We start from the raw sequence: 13629 nt of genomic DNA, 5'->3' as shown, positions 1-13629 counted from the left end.
ATGAATTTATTTTGACAACGTCAGAACTTTGTCATTTGCGATATTCGGTCGGAATGGGCAGATCTTTAGCCAGCGGCTGAGGACGGCGCCCCTGGCCACGGCGGAATTTCTTGAGCTGGAAGACATAGGCCAGAACCTGGGCAACCGCCGCAAACAACCCTTCCGGGATCTCGTGGCCCAACTCGGTAGAGTGGTAGATAGCCCGGGTCAAGGCCGGTGACGGCATGATGGGTATCTCGTATTCTCTAGCTATCTCCCTGATCTTCATTGCAATTTCATCAGTTCCCTTGGCCAAGACCTTGGGCGCAGCACCGGGTTTGCCCGCATCATACTTGAGCGCTACCGAGTAGTGAGTCGGGTTGGTGATCACCACATCAGCCTTGGGTACATCCCCCATCATCCGGCGCATCGCCATCTGCATCTGCAACTGGCGGATCTTGCCCTTTACCTCGGGTTTACCCTCGCTATCCTTGAACTCGTCCTTCACCTCCTGCTTGGTCATCTTGAGCTGACGCATATGGTTCCATTTTTGGAACGGCACATCGATGGCCACAATAGGCAACAGGGCACAGCAAAGAATGATCAGCATCCACAAAAAAAGGTCGAGGGCATCTATAATCCCACCGGGGAATCCCTCCATGGAGAGGTTGAGCAGATGATCAAACTGGCTGGAGAGCATCCACCAGGCAAACAGGGTGATGAACACCACCTTGGCGATGGACTTGACCAGCTCAATCAGTGACTGCACCCCAAACATCCGCTTGAACCCGCTGATGGGGCTCATCTTGCTGAATTTCGGCATCATTGCTTCAGTGGAGAAGTTCATCCCCCCCATCAGGATATTGCCGATAAAAGCTGCAATAGCGACCAGAGCGAATAGCAATCCGAGCGGAAACACCAGTTCCCCCAGCAGCGCCGGCACCATGGCAACCATGGCATTGGGATCGAAAGCCTGCTCTCTGTTCAGCGTGAAGCCCATGGTCACCACCTTGAGCATGGCGTTCGCCAGGTAACCCTTGATAAACAGCAGGCCAAATACGGCTGACAACAGCACACTGGCTGTTCCCAGCTCCTTTGAACGTGCAATCTGCCCTTTTTCACGGGCCTGTTGCAGTCGTTTGCCCGTGGGTTGTTCGGTACGTTCCTGGTCGGTATCAGCCATTGACACCTCCGAAACATTGGGTGTCAATCAGCTCGCAACTGACCTCCTGCACCCGCTCCCACAAGGTGTCGAAATGGCCGAGGAACCCGCCGATCGTAAGCCAGAGGATAAGCAAACCCGACATCATGCTGACGGCAAAACCGATACTGAAAATATTGAGCTGGGGGGCTGCCCGGGTCATCACGCCAAAAGCGAAGTTGATGAGCAACAGCGCCACGATGGCAGAGAGGGCCATCACCAGCGAGGCCTGATACATGACCCCCAGGAACGCGCTCAGGGTTTGCATAGAAGAGAGTGACAGACCGCTATCGGAGATGGGTAGCGTCTCAAAACTGAGGATAACCAGGCGTAGCATCACCAGATGACCATCAAGCGCCAGAAATACCAGAGTCGCCAGCATCAGATAAAACTGACCGACCACAGGGGCCGACTGGCCATTCATCGGATCCACCAGGGTGGCAAAACCCAGACTGGTTTGCATGGCTATCACCTGCCCCGCCATCACGAAGCTTTCCATCAGAAACTGGGTCATCAACCCCAGCGCAATACCGATCAGCAGCTGCTGGCCCAAGACCAGAAAACTGCCGGCAGAGAAGAGCTCCACTGGGGGCATGGGAGGGAGCAGAGGAGCAACCAGAAACGTCACGGCTACCGCCAGCCCCAACCTGATCCGAGCGGCGACCAGCCGGCTGCCAAATACCGCCATCACCATGAAAAGGCTGCTTATTCTAGCCAGTGGCCAGAGAATGGACGACAACCACTCCATGATCAGAGCGGTGGTATAGGTCACCCCACCACCTCGGGAATTTGATTGACCATCAGGATGAAGAAGTCCATCAGACTCTGCATTCCCCAGTGAGCACCAATCCCTAGGGCCAAAAGGGTCACGATGAGACGGGGCAGAAAGCTCAAGGTCTGTTCGTTGATGGAGGTGGCGGCCTGAAAGATGGCTACCACCAACCCGATAGCAAGGCTGGGCAGGATCACGGCGCTGACCATGATATTGACCAGCCAGAGCGCCTCACGAAATACATCGACAAAGGTTTCTGGACTCATGTTCGGGCTCCTTGCATGGGACCGGTTAACCGGCACCCAGTCCGAAACTGTTGGCCAGCGAACCCAGGATCAGGTTCCAGCCATCCACCATCACAAACAGCATCAGTTTGAAAGGCAACGAGACGATCATCGGCGAGAGCATCATCATCCCCATCGCCATCAAGATACTGGCGACCACCAGATCGATGACCAGAAACGGCAAGAACAGCATAAAGCCAATCTGGAAGGCTGTTTTCAGTTCGCTGGTGACAAAGGCCGGGATCAGCACCCGCAGCGGCACATCGGCAGGCTTCTCCACCTGCACGTTGGCGATCTCCATAAAAGTATTGAGATCCTTGATCCGGGTCTGGGCCAGCATGAACTGGTGGATGGGCAATTCAGCCCGTTCCAGCGCCTCCTTGGCCTCAATGGTTTCGGCCAGATAGGGCTGCAGTGCCTCGTCATTTATGCGATCCAGCACAGGCGACATGATGAAGAACGACATGAACAGGGCGATGCCGATCAACACCTGATTGGAGGGGCTCTGTTGCAGACCGATCGCCTGACGCAAGATACCCAACACTATGATGATACGGGTAAACGAGGTCATCATGATGACCATTGCCGGCAGGAATGAAAGTGCCGTCATCAACGCCAGCACCTGCAGGGTCAGGCTGTACTCCTGAGAGCCATCCCCCATGGTCTTGACGGTCACTGCCGACATGCCGTCCTGCGCCAACGCAGGCCAGGCGCAAAACAGCGAAATCAACAGGCTGGCCAGCAATCCGCTTTGCCACAACAAGCCGTTAGTTTTTTTCATGTTTGCCCATCAACTTACCCAGCTGCTGGGAAAATGCCTGCGGCTGCTGTTCGTCCAGCGGCTCCTCCAGCCGATAGAGAAAGTTGACCTGCTGCGGCGTTACGCCGACCAGCAGCTGCTGCTCACCCACCTTGACCACCAGCAACTTCTCCTTGTAGCCCACAGGCAGCGTAGCAATCACTCTCATCTGCCCGCCCCCCATGGCGGTGGCAATTTTGCTCTTCTTGAGCAAGAAACCCAGCACCAGAATAAGCCCGATCACCATCAGGCTGGAGAGCAGCCAGGAACTCAGGCTGGGAGGGTTGGCGGCCCCCCCCACCTCGGCAAACACCGGCAATGGCAGCCACAACAGCAGCAGACGCATCATTTGAGTTTCTTAATCCGTTCAATCTGGCTGATGACGTCGGTCAGGCGAATACCGAACTTGTCGTTCACCACCACCACCTCGCCGTGAGCGATCAGGGTACCGTTAACCAGCACGTCGAGGGGCTCGCCCGCCACCCTATCCAGCTCCACGACCGAGCCCTGGTTGAGCTGCAGCAGGTTACGAATGCTAATCTGGCTGCGACCGACCTCCATCGAGATGGTGACCGGAATATCCAGAATGGTGTCAAGCTTGCGCCGCTCCTCGGCACTGATAGGGGCATCGTCCTTGAGCTCTTCCAGCGGGGCCGGTTTGGCTTCCGCCGTCACCTGCTCCTCCAGTGCTGCCGCCCAGGCATCAGCCATCAGATCCTCTTCCTCTGTTCCGCTCATCTTGTTTCCTTATGCCACTTCGTGACGATCAATAACTGCAAACCGTCGATTAACGCTGTTGTTCTTCGATGCTGCGCTCAAGCTCTTCAAGCTCGGCCTCACCATCGATACGTACACCACCCCGGGTCACCAGATGCATCTCGGTCTTGACCCCTTCCGGGCGCTTGAGCTTGTCGGTGATCTTGAGTGCCACATTCTCCTTGGTCCGCCCCATCTTGGCATGGAAGGTGGGCAAATCTTCCACGTAGACCAGCAAATGTTCGGGCATGTCGACCGGAATAATATCTCCCGGCTGCAGCTCCATCAGTTCACGCAGAGTGAGTTCGGTCTCCAGCAGTTTGGCCCTCAACTCGACCTTTACATCCATGATCTCGTCACGAAGTGCCTTGCTCCAGCGCACGTCTGTGTCACCCTTGTCACTCTGTACACCGGCATCGAGCAGTTCACGGATCGGCTCCAGCATGGAGTAGGGCATGGCCACGTGGAAATCGCCGCCGCCACCATCGAGTTCGATGTGAAACGAGCTCACCACAATCACTTCGGTCGGGCTGACGATGTTGGCCATCGCCGGGTTCACTTCAGAGTCGAGATACTCGAACCCTACGTCCATCACCGGCGCCCAGGCATCCTTGTAATCCTCAAACACCAGTTTGAGCAGCATCTGGATGATCCGTCGCTCGGTCGGCGTGAACTCGCGCCCCTCAATCTTGGCGTGGTAGCGCCCGTCACCACCGAAGAAGTTCTCCACCAGGATGAAAACCAGTCGTGCCTCCATGGTGATGAGTGCGGTTCCTTTCAATGGCCGGAAACGCACCATATTGAGGCTGGTCGGCACGAACAGGGTGTGAACATACTCACCAAACTTCAGCATCTGCACCCCGTTGATGGAGACCTCGGCGGTACGACGCATCATGTTGAACAGGCTGATCCGCATGTGGCGAGCAAAACGTTCGTTCACCAGCTCCAGGGTCGGCATCCGGCCACGGACGATGCGGTCCTGGGAGGAGAAGTCAAACTGGGCAACGCCGGGGTCTCCGGCGCCGCCTATCTCTTCCTCTTCGACATCATCGACACCGTGCAAGAGGGCATCAATTTCGTCCTGACTTAACAGATCGCTCACGCTTCACCTACTGCATTACAAAGCCGGTAAACAGCACTTGTTCGATAACGGGGGAAGAGACCAGGTCCTTAAGCACCCGACGGCACTCTTCCAGTGAATCCTTGCGCAGCTTCTCCTTGCCTTCAAAGGTCATCAGCTGTTCGGCACTGGCTGCACTGAACACCCGCAGCAAGGTGCCTTCAATCAGGGGGATATTCTGTTTGGCCAGCGTCTCGTCGGCGGTGCCGCGCACCATCAGCTGGATCTTGATCTGCACCAGTCGATCCCGCTGGGCTCCCGCGACGTTGAAGACAAAGGGGCGCGGCATCCCGACATAAAGGGATGGCTGGGGTGCTTCCACCTTGGGTTTGGCCTCGGCGCCCTCCGCCGCTTCGGCAGGGGGGGTATCCGAGCCGGACAGCATAAGCCAGGCGCCAGCTCCACCACCGCCCAGCAAAATGACCGCCAGGGCAATGATAATAATCAGCTTCTTTTTCTTGCCCGCAGCCGGGTCTTTTAGCGTCAATTCGTTATCGTCAGCCATCCCTTGTCCACCCTAGTCTCAAACTTGTTCGATATCATAAACTTACTCGGGATTGCATCAAGCATAGAAATCTATTCCTGAACCGTTTGTCGATTCCACCGACAAATTGGGGTTGGTCGTAGTGACCTCCCCGTCAAGATGGCTATGACCGGAGTGTCCCTCTCCTGATTGTCCCTGCCCGGCAAACGCCGACTGACCCTGCTGTTGTTGCTGCGGTGACTGTTGTGACTGCTGCTGCACCTGGGTCTGGCCAAGCTGGATCCCCTGCCCCGCCAGCATTTCACGCAGACGGGGCATCGCCTGCTCCAGCATCTCACGGGTCTGTCCGTGCTGAACTACAAAATGGACGCTCGCCTGGCTGGATACGTCGATCTGGATCTTGATCTTCATCTTGCCAAGGCCGATGGGGTCTAGCTGAAGCTCGGCCTGCTGCAGCTTGTCGGCCAGCATCAGGTTGACCTTCTGGTGCAATTCGGCGGGTGCTTCCTGACTAGACAGTTTCAAATGGGGTAAATTCTGCGGTTCACGGCGCAACGTGCCCTCAGCGGCGGGCGCCCGGCTGTCGGCCACCTGGGGCTGAGGCTGGCTGTTCTGGCCATGCTGTACAGTCTGGCTCTGGCTGCTCTCGCTGCTCGATGTCGTAGCGACAAGACTCTTCTCAGACTCACCGACCTTCGGTTTTACCTCAAGCGAAACCGCTTTGCGCACCTCGTCGGTGCCCGTCACTTCCATCTGCCTGATCCCGGCTGAAATGCTCGACAGCGGCGCTTGCGGCCCCTGAGATTCGGACTGCGCCAACACCTGCTGCGGCGCCACCATCACGGGTGCGGCAGCGCTATCGGTCTGAGTCGTCACATTTGCCGTCACGCTGCTCTGGGCTGTGGCACTTTGCACTGTCGTCACTTGCGCCGCACCTGGATTGGAGGATGTGGTTGTCGCTGCCTGCTGTCCCCCCTCGGCGCTACTCTTATCAGCTCCCTTGCCAGACCCATTAGCGGTGCTCTCTACGGCAGTAGAAGTGGTTGAGCTACCCGCATCTGGTTGTTTGCCCCCCTCACCGAATGCCTTGAGCACCGCCCCCTGAGTCGTGGCTTGAGCAGCTTGTCCCTTGCCGGTCACGACGCTGCTGGCAGCGGGGTCGGATTTGCTGTCATCTCCCTCTTTCACTGCGGGTGACTCACCACTATTTGCCGCATTGGCGGACGCCTCAACCGGCAACACCCTGGCCAGTTGGGCCATCCGCTCAGCCCCCGTAAGGGGCTTGGTGAGCTTGCCATCTGCCCCGAGAGTTTCACCCTTGGCAGAGACTTTCTCCCCGGGCTGACCATCTTGGGTGGCGGCGGCATCCTTCCCCTCAGAAGTGTTGGGAGCGGAGGACAGTACGGCGGTCGAGGCGTCGCCCTGCTCAATCACTCCTCCTGCAGAGAGTGAAACCGGAGTTTCAAGGGAAGATTTACCAGTCGTAGCCAGAAGCGACTGCGCCCCGGACTGATCGGCAAGTTGGCGTACAGTCCTGACAGTTGCAGGGGACTGCTCGCTTTCATCAAGCGCAATCCCCTCCAGCGCACCCTCTTGCGGCAACGGATTGCCGTCTGCCGCAGTGGCGCTCTGTTGGGCCGCCACCGCCAGTTGGGGTGTCACTAGCGAGGTATCGAGCTTGAGGGAGTCTTGCAGACGGAGCAGAAAGTCGGTGGCAGGGAGCTCCTCCGCCTTGTTGTCGGCGCCAGGCTCCTGCTCCTTGCTGGCCTCCTCTTTGGGAGAGGCGCCCTCGGTCGCCAAAGATTTGGCTGATCGGACATTTTTATCGCCCTGAGTAGCCTCGGCGGCGCCCTGTTCGCTGTTCCGGGCCTTGGCAATCAGAGTGGCGAAATCACCCTTGCTGTCGCGCCCCCCCAGATCGATGCCATTGCTCTCGACTGAGCTGCTCAGAGGCGCTTTGTCCAATCCGTTGGCCGCAGCCGAAGGCGTTTGTGTCAACACTGTCTGCATCATGATGGCATCCCTGAATTCTGGCGGCCCCCTACGAGATGGCCGCCGACAATGTCCAGATCAAAGCAAGTTACAGGCCAGATTGATGAAAACGCCGCAACATGGCGTACTCATCCAGCATCTTCTGCTCCTGACGCAGAGCTTTCTGCTGCTCGCGGCTCGCCTGCTTCTCCAGCAACAGCTCTACCGCCTTGCGTCGCTGCTGGGCAGCCAGCCACTCTCCACGACGTTGCTCCAGCGCCTGACGCACCTGCAGCACCCCTTCGTATTGCTGGGTCGCCGCCTGCTCAAGCTTGTTGATAAAGGCGTGATACTGGCTGTTTTGCTGGGGTGAAATCCCTTGTAAACCGCGATCGGTCCACTGCTGGTGGTAGATCTGGCGGTACTGGTTGAGGGCATTTTGCTGATCCATAAACAGCTTGAGATCCTGCTGCGCCTTCACCAGCGCCAGCGCACACTGCTGCTCTGCCTCAGCCAGCCGCTCTGCCAACAATAGCAACCCTTTACTCATAGCCGCACCCTCTCTTCCCAACCGTCATCAACGCATCAAGGGCATCGCCACCATCTGCAAGGCTTGCAGGCCATCATCGTAGTGAATGACCTCGCGCATCCCCTGCTGCAAGAACTGATCCAGGTAGGGTTTTTGAATGATGGCGCGGTCGATGCGGGGGTCGGAACCCTGACTGTAGGCACCGATGGTGATGAGATCCCGGTTCTGCTGATAGAGGGAGTAAAACTGCTTGAGGGTGCGCGCCAACTCCATGTGCTCAGGTGAAGTGACCATGGGCATAACCCGGCTGATGGATTTCTCGATGTCAATGGCCGGATAGTGGCCTGCATCGGCCAGATCGCGCGACAGAACTATGTGGCCATCGAGGATCGCCCGCGCCGCATCGGCAATGGGATCTTGCAGGTCATCCCCCTCGGTCAGTACGGTGAAGAAGGCGGTGATGGAGCCCTGGCCGTCGCTGCCGTTACCAGCCCGCTCTACCAGCGCCGGTAATTTGGCAAATACCGACGGTGGATAGCCCTTGGTCGCTGGCGGCTCGCCCACCGCCAGTGCGATTTCCCGCTGAGCCTGGGCGTAACGGGTCAGCGAATCCATCAAGAGCAGCACATTGAGCCCCTGATCGCGAAAATACTCGGCAATGGCCAGCGCCGTTTCACACCCCTTGAGCCGCATCAGCGGCGAAGCATCGGCGGGAGCGGCCACCACCACGGAGCGGGCACGCCCCTCCTCCCCCAGAATGTCCTCGATAAACTCTTTCACCTCCCGGCCCCGTTCACCGATGAGGCCGACCACCACCACATCCGCCACCGAGCCGCGAGTCATCATGCCAAGCAGCACCGATTTACCGACACCGGAACCGGCAAACAGCCCCATCCGCTGGCCCTGACCCACCGTCAGCACGGCGTTGATGGCGCGCACCCCGACATCCATCGGTTGATGGATCGGGCGGCGAGAGAGCGGGTTGATGCGATGCTGGGCAAACTGCACGGTCTGGGAGGAGAAAATGGGGCCGAGCCCATCGAGTGGCTGGCCGATGCCGTCGATGACCCGACCAAGCAGGTTCATGCCAACAGGAATACCGTGCTCTTCGGTGATGGGCACCACCCGAGCACCGGGAATGACCCCCTTGAGCTGCTCGCTCGGCATAAGATAGAGGCGATCGCCAGAGAAGCCGACCACCTCAGCCTCCAGCGTCCCATCAAGGGTATCGATACGGCAGAGGGCACCGATGGCGGCACGGCAGCCGATGGCTTCGAGGGTCAGCCCCACCACCCGGGTCAATTTACCGGCGACCGGCGGTTTGGGGGCGCTGTCGCGTACCTTGTACCCTTGCAACCGGTTCAGTAGCGAGCCGCTCATCTGGCCTCCTGAGAGCTAAAAAGTGCAGCCGGACAGCAACGTCCGGCATCGGTTATGGGCGTGGATCCTGCGAAGCCGGTTTCTGCGACGCATTGTCCCGCAAGAAGTTGCGCAGCAACTGATCGATGCGCCCGGAGAGGGTCAAATCGATGCTGGAGAGCTCGGTAGCCAATTGCAGATCGCCGGGGGAGAGGGTGGGATCGCTCTGCAATCGCCAGTGGCGCTTGGCGCACTCGTCGGCGCCAAATGCCTGTTCGATTCGCGCGATATCGTCGGGATGCAGCATCAGAGTCACCCCCTGTTCGGCGGCAGGCAGCAAGGCCAGCCCCTCTTTAAGCGCCTCCAGCAGAATGCGGGGGGAGGTCTCCGCTTCGTGACGAATAAGCGCACGAGCCAGTTGCATCACCAGCGAGACCAACTGCTGCTCCACCGCCTGATCCAGCTCGTTAAGCGGATTGGCAAGGCGGGCGGCGAGCCCCTGCCAGTGGGCGATCTCCTGCTCCACCAGCTCGCGCCCCATAGCCAGCCCCTCCTCGCGCCCCTGTTCGAGACCGGCAGAGTGGCCCTGTTGCAATCCTTCCAGCTTGCCCTCTTCCATCCCCTTGGCATAACCGGACTCGCGCCCCTCGGCCATCCCCTCTTCCCAGGCAGCCTGACGGATCGCTTCAAGCTCTTCGGCGGTGATGCTGGGGGCCGGCTCCTGTTCGGGCTCCGGCTCCACCACCTCCTCTTCCTGCTGATACCAGTCAGGGGCCAGGCCAAGGGCATTGGTAGGCGCTCCCGCCTCTACCTCGACCTCCATCTCGGGCCAGCCCCAGGTCTCAACCCGGGCATCATCGCCCTCGGGGAGCACATACCCACGCAGTTTGTTGTTCATGCTTTGCGCGGCTCCTCACCACTGCCTGATGCGGGTTTGGCATCGCAATTCGGTTTATGGGCCATGGCTTAGAGGAACTCCTCGCCACCGCCGGAACCCAGCATGATCTCGCCGGCATCCGCCAGACGGCGGGCGATGGAGAGGATCTCCTTCTGGGCAGCCTCCACCTCGGAGACCCGGATCGGCCCCATGGCCTCCAGATCGTCTGCCAGCATTTCTGCCGCCCGTTTCGACATGTTCTTGAAGATCTTCTCGCGCATCTGATCGTCGGACCCCTTGAGGGCGCGCTGCAACAGATCCCCAGGCACTTCCCGCAGCAGAGTCTGGATACCGCGATCGTCCACATCGATGAGGTTTTCGAACACGAACATCAAATCCTGGATCTGCTGGCTCATCTCTTCGTCCGACTCGCGGATGGAGTCCATCAACTGGCCTTCGATATTGGTATCCAGATAGTTCATGATGTTGGCGGCTGCCTTCAGGCCGCCCATCTTGGCTGCCTGGGCACCGGCCGCACCGGCGAACTGTTTCTCCATGATGTCGTTCAACTCTTGCAGTGCCGCCGGTTGTACCTCTTCGAGGTTGGCGATACGCATCACCAGATCGAGGCGCACCTGCTCCGGGAACTGGCTCAGGATCTCGGCGGACTGCTCCGGCTCCAGATAGGAGAGCACTATGGTCTGGATCTGCGGGTGTTCGTTCTGGATGATGCTGGCCACCTGACGGGCATCCATCCACTTGAGCGAATCGAGGCCACGGGCGCCGGAACCGAGAATGATCTGGTCCACCAGATTGCTCGCCTTGTCCTCGCCAAGGGCCGCCACCAACGCCTTGCGCACAAAGTCTTCACTACCGATACCTATGTTGGTGTACTTCTGGATATCGTCGATGAATTGACGGTGCACCGCCGCCACCCGATCGTGACTGAAATCGGACATGGAGGCCATCGACATACCGAGCCGCTGCACCTGCTTGGGTTCGAGATGGCGGAAGATCTGGGCGGCATCCTCTTCGTTGAGGCTCAACATCAATACAGCCGCCATCTCCATACCGGACATCTGATCCAGCAACTGGCGCTGGCTGTCGGTAATGTCGTTGCCGGTCACCTGGCTTTTAGTTTCTTCAGGCATCTTTGGTTACCCACTCTTTAATGACCTGAGCGGCCAGATCCGGTTCGTTCGCCACCAGCGCACGCACCGCCTTGAGCAAATCTTCGTCACGGTGCAGATCCGGCAGTTTCAGCTGACCATCGCGCACCCCGAATACCTGCTCTCCCTCAACCTGGGCTGCCAGCAAGCTGAGCTCGTCGTCACCACCCAATACGGTGTGGTTGTCAAAGTCAACTTCCCCTTCCGGCTTGGCATCCGGATAGAGCAACCGCTTGAGCATGGGGCGAACCACGGTGACGATCAAGACAATAATCACCAGTACCGAGGCGGCAATCCGTACCGCACGCCAGAACCAGGGCTGATCGTAGAGCGGCACCTCGGCCACGGTATCAAGCTCGGGACGATTGAACGGAATGGCGACCACCTCGAGGGTATCACCACGGGTCACATCAAAGCCAAGGCCACCGCTCAGCAAACGGCGCAGGGTATCGAGTTCCGCCTGGGTGCGCGCTTCGCGGGTCACAGCCCCGTCGGCACCGGGCACCGCCTTGTAATCCACCGCGACCGAGACGGTCATGCGGCGAATGCCCCCCATCTGGCGCCGGGTATGGCTGACGGTGGTATCCAGTTCGAAGTTGCGGGTCGCCTCTTTGCGAGAACGCCCCGAGGCAGCAACGCTGGCCCCATCACCGCCAGTGGCCTGTTCAGGAATATTGGACGCGGCAGGGGGCTGGTTGCTGAGAGCCCCCGGCACTCCGCCATTGCTGCCGCCGGAGCTGTTCTCTTCCAACGTCATCTCGGAGCGCACTGCAGGCAGATCCGGGTTGTAGGTTTTGCGGGTCTGCTCCTGCTGGGAGAAGTCGAGGGAGAGATCCACTTCCGCCGTATAATTGTCGGCGCCAAGCACCGGGATCAGAATGGCGTCAATTTTTTGCTTATACTCCAGCTCCTGCTTCTGTTGCATCGCAAATTCCTTGCGCGTCTGGGCAGAGACGGGATCCTGGGAGCCGGAATTAAGCAGGCGGCCATTCTGGTCGGTGACGGTGACACGAGTCGGCTCCAGGCCATGTACCGCAGAGGCCACCATATCGACGATGGAGTCCACCTCCCCCTGCCCCAGTGCCGCCCCTTTCAGGTTGAGTACCACGGTAGCACTGGGCTTGCGCTCGTTGCGGGCAAAGACGTTATCTTTGGGGATGGCCAGCAGCACCTGGGCCTTGGCCACATTCTGGAACTGTTCAATGGCGCTCGCCAACTGGCGCTCGCGACTCAACTTGAGCCGCTCGGCCTCCATCCGCTGGCTGACACCGAAACTGGAGTCCTTGAGCAGAATATCCTCTCCACCATTGGCTACATCGGCCGCATTGGTGAGGCCGGCCCGGGTCAGTGCCAACCGGATACTGGCAAAGTTCTCGGCACTGACCAGCACGCTCTTGCCATCGACCTCATAGGGGATCTTCTGCTGATCGAGGAAGTCGAGAGTCTTCACCAGCTCCTGAGTGGTATAGGTGCCAAGAGGGCGCATATCCGGCTCCTTGCCCCACAGCAGGATGAAGACGGCGATGGCGAGGCAGATGGCAAGCCCCAGGATCAGAGTGATCTGGCGCAGTACATCGGTATTGGACAAGAATCCCAGTGCCGAGCTCTTCTGCTCGTTGGCATCGAGGGCGGCGGTGCCCTCATCGTTTATCAGCAGATCGCCATTTTGGTCAGTAGCCACGATTTATGTCCTTATTGCTGACATGTCATGATGCACGGTCATCGCTCAGACCGGCATATTCATGATGGTTTTGTAGGCATCAACCATCTTGTTGCGCACTTGCACCGTCGCCTCAAAGGCGATGGAGGATTTTTGGCCCGCGATCATCACCTCGGCCAGATCCACCGACTTGTCGCCCATATCGAAACGGGTGCGCAGATCATTGGCTGCGCCCTGCAACTCGTTGACGTTACCGAGTGCTTGCTGCAACAGCAGGCCAAAATCGGAGGTCACCTGACGGCCAGGCTGTGACAGCGGGGTTGCACCGGCCTCTACCTTGAGAGCCTGCATCTCTTGCATCAGGCTGCTTGCACTAATTTCCATTTTCTGTCCCCAGACAAATCATTGACGCTGACGGACCAAAGCAATAAAAGTGCCAATTAGGTAAAAACGATCTCAAGCCGCAGAAATGGAGGGGAGAAAGAGATGATGAGGGGGATCGGGGAATAGGCCGCTTCACGCACGGCACGGCTCCGTAACCGGCCACACCGTAGAACCGTGATGTTTGTCGAGCCACTTGACCAGTGGTTTGTTGTAAAGATTAACCACTCGACGGGCTATCAGTCCGGGGGGATGGTGCGTGCAGAGCCGGCTATCGGGCTCTACACG

At 58.7% G+C, this 13629-nt stretch carries 15 protein-coding genes; all 15 read right to left on the bottom strand.

Going from position 1 to position 13629, the window contains the following annotated elements; all coding sequences use genetic code 11:
* Positions 1-31 precede the first annotated feature (31 nt).
* The 15 genes from flhB to fliE all read right to left on the bottom strand — a co-directional run bounded on the left by flhB (position 32) and on the right by fliE (position 13344).
* A complete protein-coding gene (gene flhB / locus G5533_RS05395) occupies positions 32-1162 on the bottom strand; it encodes a flagellar biosynthesis protein FlhB (RefSeq protein WP_216951807.1) in 1131 nt (376 codons plus the stop codon).
* A complete protein-coding gene (fliR, locus tag G5533_RS05390) occupies positions 1155-1952 on the bottom strand; it encodes a flagellar biosynthetic protein FliR (RefSeq protein WP_216951808.1) in 798 nt (265 codons plus the stop codon). Before fliR ends, flhB begins: the two co-directional genes overlap by 8 nt.
* Positions 1949-2218, bottom strand: a complete 270-nt coding sequence (gene fliQ / locus G5533_RS05385) for a flagellar biosynthesis protein FliQ (protein ID WP_005334727.1) — start codon at positions 2216-2218, stop codon at positions 1949-1951. The genes fliR and fliQ overlap by 4 nt, the downstream gene beginning before the upstream one ends.
* Before the next feature lie 25 nt (positions 2219-2243).
* Complete coding sequence (gene fliP / locus G5533_RS05380) at positions 2244-3017, bottom strand: flagellar type III secretion system pore protein FliP (RefSeq protein ID WP_216951809.1); 774 nt, start codon at positions 3015-3017, stop codon at positions 2244-2246.
* Entirely contained in the window at positions 3004-3384 is a 381-nt protein-coding gene (gene fliO, locus G5533_RS05375) for a flagellar biosynthetic protein FliO (RefSeq protein WP_216951810.1), read from the bottom strand. The genes fliP and fliO overlap by 14 nt, the downstream gene beginning before the upstream one ends.
* The gene (gene fliN, locus G5533_RS05370) at positions 3381-3773 is read right to left on the bottom strand and encodes a flagellar motor switch protein FliN (protein WP_005343964.1); all 393 of its coding nucleotides are present in this window, start codon (positions 3771-3773) and stop codon (positions 3381-3383) included. Before fliN ends, fliO begins: the two co-directional genes overlap by 4 nt.
* A 49-nt stretch (positions 3774-3822) precedes the next feature.
* A complete protein-coding gene (gene fliM / locus G5533_RS05365) occupies positions 3823-4893 on the bottom strand; it encodes a flagellar motor switch protein FliM (protein WP_005343961.1) in 1071 nt (356 codons plus the stop codon).
* Between the two features lie 7 nt (positions 4894-4900).
* Complete coding sequence (gene fliL, locus G5533_RS05360) at positions 4901-5416, bottom strand: flagellar basal body-associated protein FliL (protein WP_227341088.1); 516 nt, start codon at positions 5414-5416, stop codon at positions 4901-4903.
* Between the two features lie 57 nt (positions 5417-5473).
* Positions 5474-7408 carry a flagellar hook-length control protein FliK gene (locus G5533_RS05355; RefSeq protein WP_421255028.1) on the bottom strand — a complete coding sequence of 645 codons (1935 nt, stop codon included), beginning with the start codon at positions 7406-7408 and terminating at the stop codon, positions 5474-5476.
* A 67-nt stretch (positions 7409-7475) separates the two neighbouring features.
* Positions 7476-7916 carry a flagellar export protein FliJ gene (fliJ, locus tag G5533_RS05350; protein ID WP_216951813.1) on the bottom strand — a complete coding sequence of 147 codons (441 nt, stop codon included), beginning with the start codon at positions 7914-7916 and terminating at the stop codon, positions 7476-7478.
* Between the two features lie 27 nt (positions 7917-7943).
* The gene (gene fliI / locus G5533_RS05345; protein WP_421254383.1) at positions 7944-9275 is read right to left on the bottom strand and encodes a flagellar protein export ATPase FliI; all 1332 of its coding nucleotides are present in this window, start codon (positions 9273-9275) and stop codon (positions 7944-7946) included.
* Positions 9276-9327: 52 nt separating this feature from the next.
* Positions 9328-10152 carry a flagellar assembly protein FliH gene (gene fliH / locus G5533_RS05340; RefSeq protein ID WP_421222777.1) on the bottom strand — a complete coding sequence of 275 codons (825 nt, stop codon included), beginning with the start codon at positions 10150-10152 and terminating at the stop codon, positions 9328-9330.
* A gap of 68 nt (positions 10153-10220) precedes the next feature.
* The gene (gene fliG, locus G5533_RS05335) at positions 10221-11282 is read right to left on the bottom strand and encodes a flagellar motor switch protein FliG (protein WP_216951816.1); all 1062 of its coding nucleotides are present in this window, start codon (positions 11280-11282) and stop codon (positions 10221-10223) included.
* On the bottom strand, positions 11275-12981 hold the full coding sequence (gene fliF / locus G5533_RS05330) for a flagellar basal-body MS-ring/collar protein FliF (RefSeq protein WP_216951817.1): 1707 nt from the start codon (positions 12979-12981) through the stop codon (positions 11275-11277). The genes fliG and fliF overlap by 8 nt, the downstream gene beginning before the upstream one ends.
* A gap of 45 nt (positions 12982-13026) precedes the next feature.
* On the bottom strand, positions 13027-13344 hold the full coding sequence (fliE, locus tag G5533_RS05325; protein WP_042011636.1) for a flagellar hook-basal body complex protein FliE: 318 nt from the start codon (positions 13342-13344) through the stop codon (positions 13027-13029).
* Between the last annotated feature and the right edge of the window lie 285 nt (positions 13345-13629).

The organism is Aeromonas sp. A600620 (genome assembly GCF_029479985.1).
In the GTDB taxonomy this organism is placed as follows: domain Bacteria; phylum Pseudomonadota; class Gammaproteobacteria; order Enterobacterales; family Aeromonadaceae; genus Aeromonas; species Aeromonas veronii_A.
This window is presented reverse-complemented; position numbering and strand designations above follow the sequence as displayed.